We start from the raw sequence: 13,149 nt of genomic DNA on the forward strand, positions 1-13,149 counted from the left end.
AAAAAGTATTGAAATGAAAAGTACAATCTATAAAATAGCAGCGCTTACATTCGCTGTGGCTTCAATGTCTGCCTGCTCGCTTGATGAGTATAATCCAAGCCAAAAAACAGGAGATGAAATTCTTGCAACGTTCGATGGGCTTAAAGGATTACAGTCTTATTGTTATTCATCACTTTACGGGCAGTTATTCAGTGTCTATGATTTCTTGTCTGTGGCTGAAGGTGGTACGGACTGCTGGATTACTCCTGCCGGTAATCCGGATTATGCCAAGCAGGTGATTTATTATGATGGTTTAGCTACGAATACGAATGCTACAAATAAATTATTCGGTCAGGCTTATTCTATGATCGGTAATTGTAATGCAGTAGTAAACAGGGCTGAATTACTAACGGATGGCAATGAAAAAGATATAACGACTTTAGTGGCTGAAGCCCGCTGTCTTCGTGCGTTTTATTATTCCATATTGGTGAATACGTATGGAAATGTAACGTTAACATTGGAAGAATCGTCTCAAGATCCTATTTTGACTCCGCAGCGTAACTCTATTGAAGAACTATATACGCAGATAATTGATGATTTGAAATTTGCGGCCAATAATCTTGAAGATACTCCTTATGATAATAATCGTGCGCGTGTGACTAAGAAAACCGCGTTAGGACTTTTGGCTCGCGTTTATGCTCAAGGTGGTGGCGAATATGGGCTGACAGAAGAGGGAGTATCTTATTGGCAACGTGCTAAAGAAGTGGCAGAGGACATGATTTTAGCGTATGGTGACTGTCTGTATGATGATGTGGAAGATGTTTGGGCTCCGGCAAATAATCGAAATAATAAAGAAGCTTTATTTATTGCTGCCGGTCCGGATGCTACGAATTTGGAGAATTGGAATGCTGGAACACAATGTAATAACAACTTTACTTATATGTATCCAAAGCCAAATACTCTCACTATTTATCCTACTCCGGATAATCAAAATTATTGGTATGGACGTACTAATAATAATACGTTGGCACCTTCCAAATATTTGCTGGATTGTTTTGATGCTGATTATGATAAGCGGTGGGAAGTAACCTTTACTACGGCTTTTGTACAGTTTTCTGCCGTACAGTCAGGAGGTAGTTATTTATTTACTAATAAGAAGCAGACATTGGATGATGGTACAAAACCAAAAATTGGAACAAAACATGGCGTAAATGATAATATTAGTTCATTTACAATTCTTACTCAAAATATAATCGATACTTATGGATTGGATGCAAAATTCCATAATGAGTATATTTATCCTTATGGTGATTTGAATTATACATATTATGATGGAACTTGGGCGCCCAAAATGATAGCCAAGGTTTGGCCGAAAGGTGAAAATAGCGGTGATCCTTCCAAATTGCAGGAAGTGAAGAACCCCTATGTGATACCTTACCCTGTAGCTGAAGATGATGATAGAATCTGTTTCTACTTATCAAAGGAAAGACTTTCGGATGCGGAGAAAGCGAAACGTAGATATTATGTAATCAATATTGATGATTTGTTTGATAACGGACAATATCGTAAAACAGATATAAAAGTTACTAATGACAAAAATATGTACCCTGGTTTCAACAAATACAATTGGTTGTCGGAAGATTCATATAGTAGCAATTTGCAACGTAAGACAGGTGATGTGTTCATTATGCGTATGGCTGAAGTATATCTGATTGCAGCTGAAGCTAACCAACAATTAGGAAATGGCGGAAAAGCTGCTGAATATTTAAATGTACTGAAAAAGCGTGCCGCTCGCAATGATGCATCTTACAATGCTATGAAATTGAGTAATGCTACACAGAATGATGTTATGGACGAATATGCTCGTGAATTATGTGGAGAATATCAACGTTGGGTATTGATGAAGCGTCACAAAGATTCTTTTAAACAACGTCTTGCTGTTGGTAATCCTCGTGCAGCTGAAAATTTTGATGAAAACAAGCATTATTTGCGTCCGATTTCTTTTAACTTCTTGAGTCAGATTGATAATGCAGAAGAATATGGAAACAATGGGTATTAGTACTCTTACAGATTAAATTTAGATTAAAGAGGGGATATGTCGTGATGATATGTCCCTTTTTTCTATATCTTTGTGTAATCGAACAGAACTTTTAAAAAGCGGAACTATGTTAGAAGAAATTTTAGCTTACAACAAGCAATTTGTTGAGAACAAGGGATACGAATCGTATATTACCAATAAATATCCCGATAAGAAAATAGCTATTCTTTCCTGTATGGATACCCGACTGACTGCTTTGCTGCCAGCAGCATTAGGAATTAAGAATGGCGATGTGAAAATGATAAAAAATGCAGGTGGCGTTATTTCCCATCCTTTCGGTAGCGTGATACGTAGTTTACTTGTAGCTATTTTTGAGTTGGGGGTAGAGGAAATAATGGTGATTGCTCATTCTGACTGTGGAGCTTGCCACATGCACAGTGAAGTAATGCTCGAAAAAATGAAAGCACGCGGAATCAATCCGGATTATATTGATATGATGCGTTTCTGCGGAGTTGACTTTCATTCGTGGCTGGATGGTTTCGAAGATACAGAAAAGTCGGTGAGAGGAACGGTAGATTTTATTGTGCGTCATCCTTTGATCCCTTCAGATGTGACAGTCTACGGGTTTATTATTGATTCTACGACCGGAGAATTAACTCGGATTGTATAGATTATTAGATAGATAGGTAAATAGATAAACTTCTTTTTTAATCCCCTAAATATAGTGACGCTATCCTATCATGATAGTGACGCCATTTCTATTGTATAGTGTCGCTATGTCTGGAGGATAGTGACGCTATTTTGAAGACAAAAAAATAAGGCAGCTTTTTGTCGGCTGCCTTTATCTTTCTGCGGTTATATACTTTCTTTGACTGGTGCACTCGTTTGTGACAAATAGGGTGTCCGTACATCTCAATTTCTGCCTCACGGCTAGCTTTACGATTCGCTTTAACGTAATCGTCCTGTGTAATTCGCTTTTTCATAATGAAATTATTTCTCTGTGCAAAGATACAATATATTCTTCATTTAGTATAAACTTTTATTTCCTATTACGCTCGGTTTGCATTATCTTTGCATACATTAATCAAATGAAACCGGAAATAATATGGAAAATTTCAGTGAATTGATAAAGAACCGTCGTAGTATGCGGAAGTTCACCGATGAAGAGTTGACACAAGATCAGGTCGTTACGTTGATGAAAGCAGCTTTGATGTCCCCTTCTTCCAAACGTAGTAATAGTTGGCAGTTTGTAGTGGTTGATGATAAAGAGGTATTGAAAGAATTGTCTCATTGCAAAGAACAGGCTTCTTCGTTCATTGCCGATGCAGCTTTGGCAATTGTGGTAATGGCCGATCCGTTGGCCAGTGATGTTTGGATTGAAGACGCTTCCATTGCTTCCATCATGATACAGTTGCAGGCCGAAGATCTCGGCTTGGGAAGCTGCTGGGTGCAGGTTCGTGAACGTTTCACTGCCACCGGAATGCCTTCCGATGAATTTGTCCATGGAATTTTGGATATTCCCTTGCAACTTCAGATTCTTTCTGTCATTGCTATCGGACATAAAGGGATGGAACGTAAACCTTTCAATGAAGAACATCTTCAATGGGAGAAAATTCATATTAACAAGTTCGGAGGAAAATAAGTATGGGAGCTGCTAAAGCGAATAATAGTAAAGATACCTATCTGGCTACTGCTGTTACCTTTATTGTAATCGGAGCACTTTTTCTGATCGATAAGCTGATTCATTTTTCTTCCATTGGGCTACCCTGGGTGATGAATAAGGACAATATGCTATTGTACGCCTCGATCTGTTTCCTTATTTTCAAACGCGATAAATCAATTGGTTTTGTGTTGCTTGGGCTTTGGCTAGTGATGAATATCGGTTTGGTCATGTCCTTATTGGGTTCGTTATCCGGATATCTGTTGCCATTGACACTGCTCATCATCGGAATCGTTTTATTCTGGTTTGCAAAACGATAAGAGAATAATGAAAAGAAGTATAGAAGATACACCGATCGTGTTTATCGGTGCAGGTAACTTGGCTACTAATCTGGCGAAAGCTCTTTATCGTAAAGGTTTCCGCATTGTACAGGTATATAGCCGGACTATGGAATCTGCCCGTACCTTAGCCGAGAAAGTAGAAGCTGAATATACAACAGATTTACAGGCAGTCTCCAAAGATGCAAAATTGTATATCGTATCGTTGAAAGATGATGCTTTAGTAGATTTGTTACCGCAGATAACAGAAGGAAAGCAAGCGTCTTTGTTGGTGCATACGGCAGGAAGCATTCCGATGAGCGTTTGGGAAGGGCATGCAGAACGTTACGGAGTATTTTATCCGATGCAGACATTCAGCAAACAACGTGAAGTTAAATTTCAGGAAGTGCCTTTCTTTGTTGAAGCGAAAAGGCCGGAAGACGTGGAATTGTTGAAGGCTGTTGCCGCCACACTTTCGGAAAAGGTCTACGAGGCTTCTTCCGAGCAACGTAAGAGCCTTCATTTGGCTGCTGTTTTTATCTGTAACTTCACCAATCACATGTATGCATTAGCAGCTGATTTGCTTGAAAAATACAACTTGCCTTTCGATGTCATGCTTCCGCTGATAGATGAAACAGCACGTAAAGTCCACGAATTGGCGCCACGTGATGCACAGACCGGACCCGCTGTTCGTTACGATGAGAATGTGATGAGTAATCATCTTGCCATGTTGGTAGATTCTCCGGCATTGCAGGAAATATATAAACTAATGAGCAAAAGTATCCATGAGCACCATCAATTATGATTTATCCCGTATCAAAGCTTTAGCTTTTGATGTGGACGGAGTATTGAGTTCGACAACCGTACCTTTGCATCCTTCCGGAGAACCGATGCGCACGGTGAATATCAAAGATGGGTACGCCATCCAGTTGGCTGTGAAAAAAGGACTTCACATAGCTATCATCACCGGTGGCCGGACAGAAGCGGTACGTATCCGTTTTGAGGGACTGGGAGTGAAGGATTTATACATGGGTTCTGCTGTGAAGATACATGATTATCGTGCTTTTCGTGATAAGTACGGATTGACCGATGATGAAATTCTATATATGGGTGATGACGTGCCGGATATTGAAGTGATGTGTGAGTGCGGACTGCCATGCTGCCCGAAAGATGCCGTGCCGGAAGTGAAATCCGTTGCAAAGTATATTTCTTATGCAGACGGTGGTCGTGGATGCGGACGTGATGTAGTGGAGCAGGTGCTGAAAGCTCACGGTCTATGGATGGTGGAAGACGCCTTCGGTTGGTAACTTAATCATAAATAATCGTTGTTTAATAACGAATAAAACCATGCTTGATAACTTAAATAAATATCAGATTATATTAGCTTCCAATTCTCCCCGTCGGAAAGAACTGATGTCGGGACTAGGAGTAGACTATGTAGTCAGAACATTGCCGGATGTAGACGAGTCATACCCGGATACATTGGTAGGTGCTGAAATACCTGAATATATTGCCCGTGAAAAGGCGGATGCCTACCGTACCATGATGAAGCCGGGAGAATTATTGATTACGGCAGATACCATAGTCTGGTTAGATGGGAAAGTACTTGGGAAACCGGAGGGTAGGGAAGGAGCCATTGAAATGCTTCGCGCTCTCTCGGGAAAATCTCATCAGGTTTTCACAGGGGTTTGCCTAACTACTACTGAGTGGCAAAAAAGCTTTACCGCTTCCTCCGAAGTGCTGTTTGATGTCTTGTCGGAAGATGAAATCCTGTATTACGTAGATCGTTATCAGCCAATGGATAAGGCAGGAGCTTATGGCGTTCAGGAGTGGATCGGGTATATCGGGGTTAAATCAATTTCCGGTAGTTTCTATAATATTATGGGGCTTCCCATACAGAAACTGTACGGAGAGTTGAAAAAGCTGTAGTAAGTATCTTGAATATATCTGAATATATCAGTGTAATAAACTTATTGATTACATGAAATACATAAGATATACTTAGTCCAATAATGCACAAAGGCTACCTCAAAATAGAAAATGAGGCAGCCTTTTTCTGTATTTTTAAGCAGGAACATTTACTGAATATCCCAAACTGAAAGATGTGGAAGACTATAATAAATCCAACATCAGAGGAATATCTTCTTCCCGAATTCCTTGTGTGAGAAGAGCTTCTTCATCTTTATGGAACATTTCCAGGAATCGTTCCCGGTTTCCACTAGCCGTAATGGCTTTTCCATAGAAAACGGACGCTTTCTGAATATCTCCCATCACCCAGGCAACATGTCCTGCATTCATATAGTCAATAGCCAGAGGCTTTTGTTCTATTATTTTTTCATAATACTTCATCGCCTGTTCATGTTTCTGGCTGATAAATGAACACCATCCGATACCACGCCATGCCTTAATACAGTTGTTCTCGATGAAATCCAGTTTGAAGAAATAATTCAGTGCTTCTTCATATTGCCCCAATTCGGCCAGACAGCTACCGATATGGAAAGTCACATTGGTATCTTCCGGAGCAGCTTCTTCTACCTTCTTATAATAGGTGATTGCTACCTGGTAATTTCTGTTCAACCGATAACAAATAGCCAGATGGCGATTGTTCCAGATATTATCCGGTTTCAACGTGTCTGCTTTCAGGTAAGCCTGGATAGCTTCTGCATATTTCTTTCTTTTCTGCAATGCATAGCCAAACTTCTGGTAATATTCAGCACTCTCTCCTTCGAATCCGCCAATCGTTTCCAACTCTTCATAAATTTCAATAGCCTCGTCCCAACGTTCCTTTGACAGGTAGAAATCGGCAATGGGGAATAATACATCTTCCCAGTGCAATATATTGTCGAGTGCAGGGACATGATGAAGATCGAGCTTCTCTTTAAAAATATCTCTGAATTCACTCTTGCGCACACTAAGTTTGAAGAAACGATACAAATCGTGCAGGTACTGGTTGCTGACCGTTCCCGGACGTTCATTGAATTTCTTCATCGTCTCAACATTCGATTTCTCCGCCAATTCTGCAACCTGTTGTTCATTCAGTTGGCTCAACATCATATCCTGTTGTGACTGTGGCAATTGATGGATCGTGAAAAAGAGAGAGTACTTATCACTGTTACTGAAGAATCCCGATTGAAGAATTAAATCCAGTAGACTGCCTCCCTGATTTCCTGCCTGCTTCATTGCCTTGAGCACATTAGACTGTTGCTTGCTGAATGGATAAAACCAGTTATGCACCTCGCGGAAGAACGGATAGTTTTTCAAAGCCGCAAAAGTACTCATATATACATCTGCACCCTCCAGCTGCAATTCGTTCATTTCACGCAATTTATCCCCCAGTCCGGATTTCTCGAATGCATCTTCCCAATCCGGATTCATGTCGTTGTTCTCTTCATCGCTTTCTTCAAAGCCGAACCGCATATTTTTCATGGAGGAAACATTCTTCAGCATTTCGGGAATAATCTCCTCCCTCATCTTTTTGTCAATCTTTTCCGTTTCCTGACATAATAGCATTTGGCGGTAAATGCGAGCGACATCTTCTCTGAATGAAGGAATTTCTTCCATGAGATCCACCCTTTTTATCAGTTCCGGATAGAAAGTAAGTCGGCTTCTGTAAATGTGGAAAATAATCATCGCACCAACCAATGCCCGTTGGCTGACGTTGACGTTGGGATGCTCGTAAGCATCAAGCAACCACATTATTTTTCGTAAGTCGAAACATTCCATCAAGCTTAATGTGAGGGCACTGACAAACAAACATAAATCATCTCCCGGAAGTAATTCCGAGGCAAGCATGGCTTTTGCATCTTCCTCGTCTTCGGGAGTCCAGGCACTGTTCGTCCATGTTCTTATAAACATAAACTTGAGCGTGTCCTCATGCCGCTTTAATACTTCATCCATCTTTTCGTCAGACAGTAATCCACTGACTGCCAAGTCGTCATTAAAAGACTCCAGTATGTGCAATATGGTTTTAAGACCATAGTTTGACAAATCTGACGATTTGGGAGTACGTCGTACTTCATGATAGTATCTTGATGAAGCGTTATCCAATATGAGCAAACGTGATTGGTCGGCAATTCCCCACGTGTCTGATACCATTTTCTGATACAGATTCCATCGTTCAGGGTCATTTGCTCCCTGTTTCATGTATTCCAGCATATATTTGTAGGAAGTCTGCAATTGTTCCAGGCGAGTGCGTAGATCCCAGTCAGGACACTGCCACAGCAGAGATTCCAACTGCATCAGAGCTTCCTTGAGCCTTTTCTCTTCAAGTAAGGTACGTATATATGCGTATTGTTCATTAATCGTTTTTTCGTTCATCATTATTTAATTATTTATTTTTTCCAATCCAGGTCAAACGTTTCCAGAGACCCTCAAAAGGACCATGTTTATGGTGTCGGAGCCACCACGAACAGAATACCATTTGTAATAGAACAAAAAGGATGCCAAAAAGGAAGCTATATGTGATTCCTAAATATCGTCCCAATTCGAATCCCCAATGATAGAACAAAAGAGAACCGAAAATGGATTGCCCGAGATAATTCGTTAAACTCATTTTACCATAAGATGTGAAACGCATAAAGAAACTGCGGTCTTTCACACGGTAGAAAGTCAACAGTAATCCTGCCACCAGTAATACCATGAAACTAAGGCTGCTGAATGAACTTAATATCAACTGTAGAGGAACAAGGACGGCACTCCGTTCGATGAATTCCGGCAACATATTGTTCAATCCGTAGATGGGGAAGAAGCAGAGAAGCGAAATGGCTAATGCTTTTAACCACAAGCGTTCGTTCTGTTCGCTATACAGGAAATATTTGCGGCGGCCAACCAGCATTCCGAATAGGAATAATCCCGGTGTTTGTAAGATACGTCCATGTTCCAAAGCCCAGGTCATGTTAGCCATTTGTCCTTCCCACATATTCATGCGGACTGTTTCAAGGAAGTTGCCATGTTTTTGTACGTCGAAAGCGATGCTGAAATAATAACCTGCCAAACTTTTACCTGCCACATAGTCAGGATTGCACAAGGCATAGATCAGTTTTGCCCAGTCGATAGGTTGAAGGATTAATAAAGTAGCAAAGATGGCAACTGTACGGTCACTCATCCGGCAGAATATCGGCAGGATAATTCCTAAAATCGCATACATGGTTAATATTTCGCCGGTAAAGAAAGCGGCATTGAATTGTCCTATAATGAATAGGATGAATAATCTCCATAAAAAACGCAGGCGGAAATCTTTCCCTCTCCGTTGTTGGTTATTGTCCTGAATATAGAAACTGAAACCGAAGAGCAAAGCAAATACAGCGTATGCTTTATTACTGAATGTGAAGAATAATCCTCTCCAGATTGCCTGATCGGTAAATTTCATCCATTCAAAAGGGACTTCTTCCGGGAAAGAATAGAAATTAAAGTGTTCAATGCTGTGCAAGAGGATGATCCCCATTACTGCCAATCCTCTTAATACGTCGGCCACGTCTATTCGGGCGTTGGTTTCGGCGATTTTGTGTTCCATGATTTTTGTTCTGTTATTAATAAGGTTTATATTTTATAATTATTTGATTCGGCTTGCTTCAACTCTACTGCTTTAATCCTATTGTTAAGGTACTACTTACTATAGCCTTGATACTTTACTCTTGGAACTTAACCCTGATGCTTCGGCTCTAATACTTGATACCTAATACTTAAATTTAGTCCTTGAATTTAAAACCTCACTTGTACCTGTGCCTGTATCAGGTTGGAATCTTTTTGTCCGTCTCCTTTCTTATTACAAAAGGTGTATTGTGCCTGTAACCGGCATCTGGGATAAAACCAGTATTGTACGCCTGCAATATAGTTATTTTGTTTGAAATCTGCTGCTTTGTTCGGGTCGAAATAATCGAACGAAGCGATGAAATCGAAATTCCGGGCGAAGCGCACGCTTCCTGTTGCATAGAAACCTTCACTTTTCACATTCCTGTCTTTTCCGGCAAGATATTCCGTACGCAGATTAAAAGTGGAAGTGGTGACAACCCCTCCTGCACTCCAGCGTCTCTTGGCGTAATTTTCTCCTGCTTTGATTCCGGTATATTCAGAGTCAGCTATGGCGTGTCCTGTTCCGCGGATAAACGAACCACCTACGGACAACCATTTCAGCGGATTAACCATCAGATTACCGACCACATCTTTTTGACTGTTTTTGTCTTTGGTATTCAGTCCCTGTCCGTTCATTACAGCTACTTTATATTGTAGGAAGTCACGAAATAATTTCCCGTGAAGCATCATACCTATATCCCGTCCGGAAGTCATTCCGTAACATTTATCGCTGCCGCTTACTCCTGCCAGATAGCAGACAGATTGTGAATAGCAATTGATAAGTTCTACTGCAGTAGGAGACAATTCGTTTTCTATGGTATAAGGAACCTTGAATTCACCGATACGTGCCGTAAGTCCGGGGAGAAACTGATAATCGGTATACACTTCGAGTAACATGCCCCCGTTGTAGAAGTCGTACATAAAATCACAAGTCCACCGTTTGGTGATCTTTCCGTGTGCCATGAAAATGATTCGTTTGATGTCGAATGTGTTATCCGGATTCGCTGCATCGTCATAAGTGTATCCCAGTTGGGCATATCCGGAGAGACTAATCCGTTCTTTCAGTGTGTTGACAACTTGATTTAATGGTGTCTGCTCCTGTGCCAGGAGAGGATTTTGCATACTTGTAATGCATAATACAAAGGTTAAGAGTTGGAGTAGTGTTTTTCGCATGAGTTAGTTGTTATTTGATTTTGATTATAGTTGATACTGTGGGAATAAATGTAGTGTCAATCAGATTCTTTTCAGAGTAGGTTTGGGGTATTCGGTGATTTTCTTTCAGCCAGTGTATAGCCTTGTCTATCGCTTCAGCGGAGGGACGTTTTGCTTTTTGATAACCGGGGAGGGCAACGAGTCCTGTCAGATTTTCGGGTACACCTATTTCTATCAATACTTGCTCCCATTCTTTCTGCGGGTGCATTTTTATGTAATCTACTCCCAGGTTATATCCTGTGATGAGTAGCTCGATTTCTTCTCTCTTCTCGTTGAGCGCTTTTCGTGAAAAAGCGGTAGCGGTGAAATCGATACCCAACTCTTGCGTACTTACCAATGAACGATGTTTACTGTTCATGGCGATGGATGCGGCAGGGTCGGGTAGGAAAGAGGCATCAATTTGATTGTACTGCAACATTTGCAGACGGAGAGGAAGCTGGCCGATTTCCGGCATGTTTATTTCCGCATGCTTGATTCCGGCTTTGCTTAATAGCTGGTCGGTAGCATATTCGATAACTGTGTTGCGCGACACGGCGATATTCTTTTCCTTGAGCTGTTCCAGTTGGTTGATGTTACTTTCTTTGGAGACAATGAAGCAGAAATAACCATCATTCTTCAGGATGAATCCTAAATCAGTATGATGAATAGCTTGTAATGCTACCGCACTGGGATAGTCAGTAATCATGCCATCTATTTTCCGGGTTTGGAAAGCAGCGTCCCGGTCGTTGGCAGAGTTGAATGAAAGAATGGTCAAATCCAGTCCTAATGAGTCGTAAATGCCTTGCGTTTTGGCTATATGAAAAGGAAGTCCGTCCAGTGTAGGCATCATGCCCAGGGTAAGTGGTTGCAGTTCGGTTAGAGGTAAAAAAGAGCTATCTCCTTTCTTACTCTGACAAGAGTAAAGGAAGAAAAGGATGAACCAAAAGAATAGTATCGGTCTTTTCATACCTCGTTTTTATAAATAAGAGGAATTCTGTTTTTATAAATAAGGGCAACTCTTTTCACAAAGAACTGCCCTTCTAATAATTAACTATGTGATTTTAACAATTATCTTATTCTTGAATAGCAGCGATACCCGGAAGAACTTTTCCTTCGATTGCTTCGAGCAATGCGCCACCACCAGTTGAAACATAAGATACACCGCTAGCCAAACCAAACTTGTTAACACAAGCTACAGAGTCGCCACCACCAACAAGTGAGAATGCGCCGTTCTTAGTTGCTTCAACGATTGCTTCACCTACTGCACGTGAGCCGTGAGTGAAGTTGTCAAATTCGAATACGCCTGTAGGACCGTTCCAAAGAATAGTCTTAGATTCTTTGATAACGTTAGCGAAGATTTCTTCAGTCTTAGGACCGATATCAAGACCTTCCCATCCGTCAGGAATTTCGTCAACAGCACAGAATTTAGTATTTGCATCGTTAGAGAATGCGTCAGCAATCTTAGCGTCAACAGCCAATACCAGGTTTACACCTTTTTCTTTTGCTTTTTTCATCAAATCCAAAGCCAGGTCAAGTTTGTCGTCCTCACAGATAGAGATACCGATTTTGCCGCCCATAGCTTTAGTAAATGTATAAGTCATACCACCGGCGATAATCAGGTTGTCTACCTTGCTCAACAGGTTTTCGATGATTTCGATTTTAGAAGAAACTTTAGAACCGCCCATAATAGCAGTGAACGGACGTTTGATATCGTTCAATACTTTATCAACAGCTTTCACTTCTTTTTCCATCAAGTAACCGAACATCTTGTTGTTTACATCGAAATATTTAGCGATCAATGCTGTAGAAGCGTGTGCACGGTGAGCAGTACCGAATGCGTCGTTTACGTAGCAGTCAGCGTAAGAAGCCAATTTCTTGGTAAATTCTTTCTGGCTTTCTTTTACTGCTTTCTTAGCAGCAGCTTTTTCTTCGTCAGTTGCATCTTCTGCCAAACCTCTTGGTTTACCTTCTTCTTCAGCGTAGAAACGAAGGTTTTCGAGCAACAGCACTTCTCCCGGTTGCAGAGCAGCAGCTTTTACAGCAGCTTCTTCGCCCATGCAGTCGTTAGCGAACTGAACTTCAACGCCCAGCAATTCAGACAGATGCTTGATGATATGTTTCAAAGAGAATTTATCGGCAACGCCTTTCGGACGGCCCAGGTGAGAGCCAATGATGATGCTTCCGCCGTCTGCCAGAATCTTCTTCAAAGTAGGAAGAGCTGCACGCATACGAGTGTCATCTGTAATGTTGAAGTTTTCGTCCAGGGGTACATTGAAGTCCACGCGAACAAATGCCTTTTTACCGGCAAAATTGAATTTGTCAATTGTCTGCATAATACTCTATTTTTATTTAAAAGTGTTTTTAAAATTCTTCTTTTAGAACGACCGCAAAGT

At 41.0% G+C, this 13,149-nt stretch carries 13 protein-coding genes; 7 read left to right on the plus strand and 6 right to left on the minus strand.

Annotated features, from left to right (window positions below; genetic code table 11):
• Positions 1-13 precede the first annotated feature (13 nt).
• Together HMPREF0106_RS07815 and HMPREF0106_RS07810 are read left to right on the plus strand one after the other, a co-directional pair.
• Positions 14-2,038, plus strand: coding sequence for a RagB/SusD family nutrient uptake outer membrane protein (locus HMPREF0106_RS07815; RefSeq protein ID WP_004300878.1), 2,025 nt, complete (start codon positions 14-16; stop codon positions 2,036-2,038).
• Between the two features lie 106 nt (positions 2,039-2,144).
• Complete coding sequence (locus HMPREF0106_RS07810) at positions 2,145-2,687, plus strand: beta-class carbonic anhydrase (RefSeq protein ID WP_004300877.1); 543 nt, start codon at positions 2,145-2,147, stop codon at positions 2,685-2,687.
• Between the two features lie 88 nt (positions 2,688-2,775).
• Here the strand turns inward: HMPREF0106_RS07810 and HMPREF0106_RS0124970 are convergent, their stop codons facing one another.
• A complete protein-coding gene (locus tag HMPREF0106_RS0124970) occupies positions 2,776-3,000 on the minus strand; it encodes a hypothetical protein (protein ID WP_004300876.1) in 225 nt (74 codons plus the stop codon).
• A gap of 122 nt (positions 3,001-3,122) precedes the next feature.
• Here HMPREF0106_RS0124970 and HMPREF0106_RS07805 point away from each other — a divergent pair, with 122 nt between their 5' ends.
• From HMPREF0106_RS07805 to HMPREF0106_RS07785, 5 genes are read left to right on the plus strand one after another with little or no spacing between them, the layout of a single operon-like run.
• Positions 3,123-3,659 carry a nitroreductase family protein gene (locus HMPREF0106_RS07805; protein WP_004300875.1) on the plus strand — a complete coding sequence of 179 codons (537 nt, stop codon included), beginning with the start codon at positions 3,123-3,125 and terminating at the stop codon, positions 3,657-3,659.
• 2 nt (positions 3,660-3,661) lie between these two features.
• Positions 3,662-3,997, plus strand: coding sequence for a hypothetical protein (locus HMPREF0106_RS07800; RefSeq protein WP_004300874.1), 336 nt, complete (start codon positions 3,662-3,664; stop codon positions 3,995-3,997).
• Positions 3,998-4,004: 7 nt separating this feature from the next.
• On the plus strand, positions 4,005-4,799 hold the full coding sequence (locus HMPREF0106_RS07795; protein ID WP_004311403.1) for a Rossmann-like and DUF2520 domain-containing protein: 795 nt from the start codon (positions 4,005-4,007) through the stop codon (positions 4,797-4,799).
• A complete protein-coding gene (locus HMPREF0106_RS07790; protein WP_004300872.1) occupies positions 4,780-5,301 on the plus strand; it encodes a KdsC family phosphatase in 522 nt (173 codons plus the stop codon). The genes HMPREF0106_RS07795 and HMPREF0106_RS07790 overlap by 20 nt, the downstream gene beginning before the upstream one ends.
• A 40-nt stretch (positions 5,302-5,341) precedes the next feature.
• The gene (locus HMPREF0106_RS07785; RefSeq protein ID WP_004300871.1) at positions 5,342-5,923 is read left to right on the plus strand and encodes a Maf-like protein; all 582 of its coding nucleotides are present in this window, start codon (positions 5,342-5,344) and stop codon (positions 5,921-5,923) included.
• 183 nt (positions 5,924-6,106) lie between these two features.
• On the opposite strand, the gene HMPREF0106_RS07780 is transcribed toward HMPREF0106_RS07785, so the two are convergent.
• From HMPREF0106_RS07780 to HMPREF0106_RS07760, 5 genes are all read right to left on the minus strand, one after another.
• Positions 6,107-8,314: a tetratricopeptide repeat protein gene (locus tag HMPREF0106_RS07780; RefSeq protein WP_009040533.1), complete on the minus strand. Its 2,208-nt coding sequence runs from the start codon at positions 8,312-8,314 to the stop codon at positions 6,107-6,109.
• Between the two features lie 7 nt (positions 8,315-8,321).
• The gene (locus HMPREF0106_RS07775; protein WP_009040534.1) at positions 8,322-9,506 is read right to left on the minus strand and encodes a DUF418 domain-containing protein; all 1,185 of its coding nucleotides are present in this window, start codon (positions 9,504-9,506) and stop codon (positions 8,322-8,324) included.
• 188 nt (positions 9,507-9,694) lie between these two features.
• Entirely contained in the window at positions 9,695-10,738 is a 1,044-nt protein-coding gene (locus tag HMPREF0106_RS07770) for a porin (protein ID WP_032851519.1), read from the minus strand.
• Positions 10,739-10,748: 10 nt separating this feature from the next.
• On the minus strand, positions 10,749-11,723 hold the full coding sequence (locus HMPREF0106_RS07765; RefSeq protein WP_009040536.1) for an ABC transporter substrate-binding protein: 975 nt from the start codon (positions 11,721-11,723) through the stop codon (positions 10,749-10,751).
• A gap of 106 nt (positions 11,724-11,829) precedes the next feature.
• Complete coding sequence (locus HMPREF0106_RS07760; protein WP_004300866.1) at positions 11,830-13,089, minus strand: phosphoglycerate kinase; 1,260 nt, start codon at positions 13,087-13,089, stop codon at positions 11,830-11,832.
• Between the last annotated feature and the right edge of the window lie 60 nt (positions 13,090-13,149).

Origin of the sequence: Bacteroides sp. D22 (assembly GCF_000163675.1) — a bacterium.
Taxonomy (GTDB): Bacteria; Bacteroidota; Bacteroidia; order Bacteroidales; family Bacteroidaceae; genus Bacteroides; species Bacteroides xylanisolvens.

Excerpts from the sequence above, each read along its gene's own strand:
- HMPREF0106_RS0124970 (WP_004300876.1), bottom strand. The coding sequence starts at position 3,000 with ATGAAAAAGCGAATTACACAGGACGATTACGTTAAAGCGAATCGTAAA.
- HMPREF0106_RS07815 (WP_004300878.1), top strand. The coding sequence starts at position 14 with ATGAAAAGTACAATCTATAAAATAGCAGCGCTTACATTCGCTGTGGCT.
- HMPREF0106_RS07765 (WP_009040536.1), bottom strand. The coding sequence starts at position 11,723 with ATGAAAAGACCGATACTATTCTTTTGGTTCATCCTTTTCTTCCTTTAC.
- HMPREF0106_RS07805 (WP_004300875.1), top strand. The coding sequence starts at position 3,123 with ATGGAAAATTTCAGTGAATTGATAAAGAACCGTCGTAGTATGCGGAAG.
- HMPREF0106_RS07790 (WP_004300872.1), top strand. The coding sequence starts at position 4,780 with ATGAGCACCATCAATTATGATTTATCCCGTATCAAAGCTTTAGCTTTT.
- HMPREF0106_RS07800 (WP_004300874.1), top strand. The coding sequence starts at position 3,662 with ATGGGAGCTGCTAAAGCGAATAATAGTAAAGATACCTATCTGGCTACT.
- HMPREF0106_RS07770 (WP_032851519.1), bottom strand. The coding sequence starts at position 10,738 with ATGCGAAAAACACTACTCCAACTCTTAACCTTTGTATTATGCATTACA.
- HMPREF0106_RS07775 (WP_009040534.1), bottom strand. The coding sequence starts at position 9,506 with ATGGAACACAAAATCGCCGAAACCAACGCCCGAATAGACGTGGCCGAC.
- HMPREF0106_RS07780 (WP_009040533.1), bottom strand. The coding sequence starts at position 8,314 with ATGATGAACGAAAAAACGATTAATGAACAATACGCATATATACGTACC.
- HMPREF0106_RS07795 (WP_004311403.1), top strand. The coding sequence starts at position 4,005 with ATGAAAAGAAGTATAGAAGATACACCGATCGTGTTTATCGGTGCAGGT.
- HMPREF0106_RS07785 (WP_004300871.1), top strand. The coding sequence starts at position 5,342 with ATGCTTGATAACTTAAATAAATATCAGATTATATTAGCTTCCAATTCT.
- HMPREF0106_RS07760 (WP_004300866.1), bottom strand. The coding sequence starts at position 13,089 with ATGCAGACAATTGACAAATTCAATTTTGCCGGTAAAAAGGCATTTGTT.
- HMPREF0106_RS07810 (WP_004300877.1), top strand. The coding sequence starts at position 2,145 with ATGTTAGAAGAAATTTTAGCTTACAACAAGCAATTTGTTGAGAACAAG.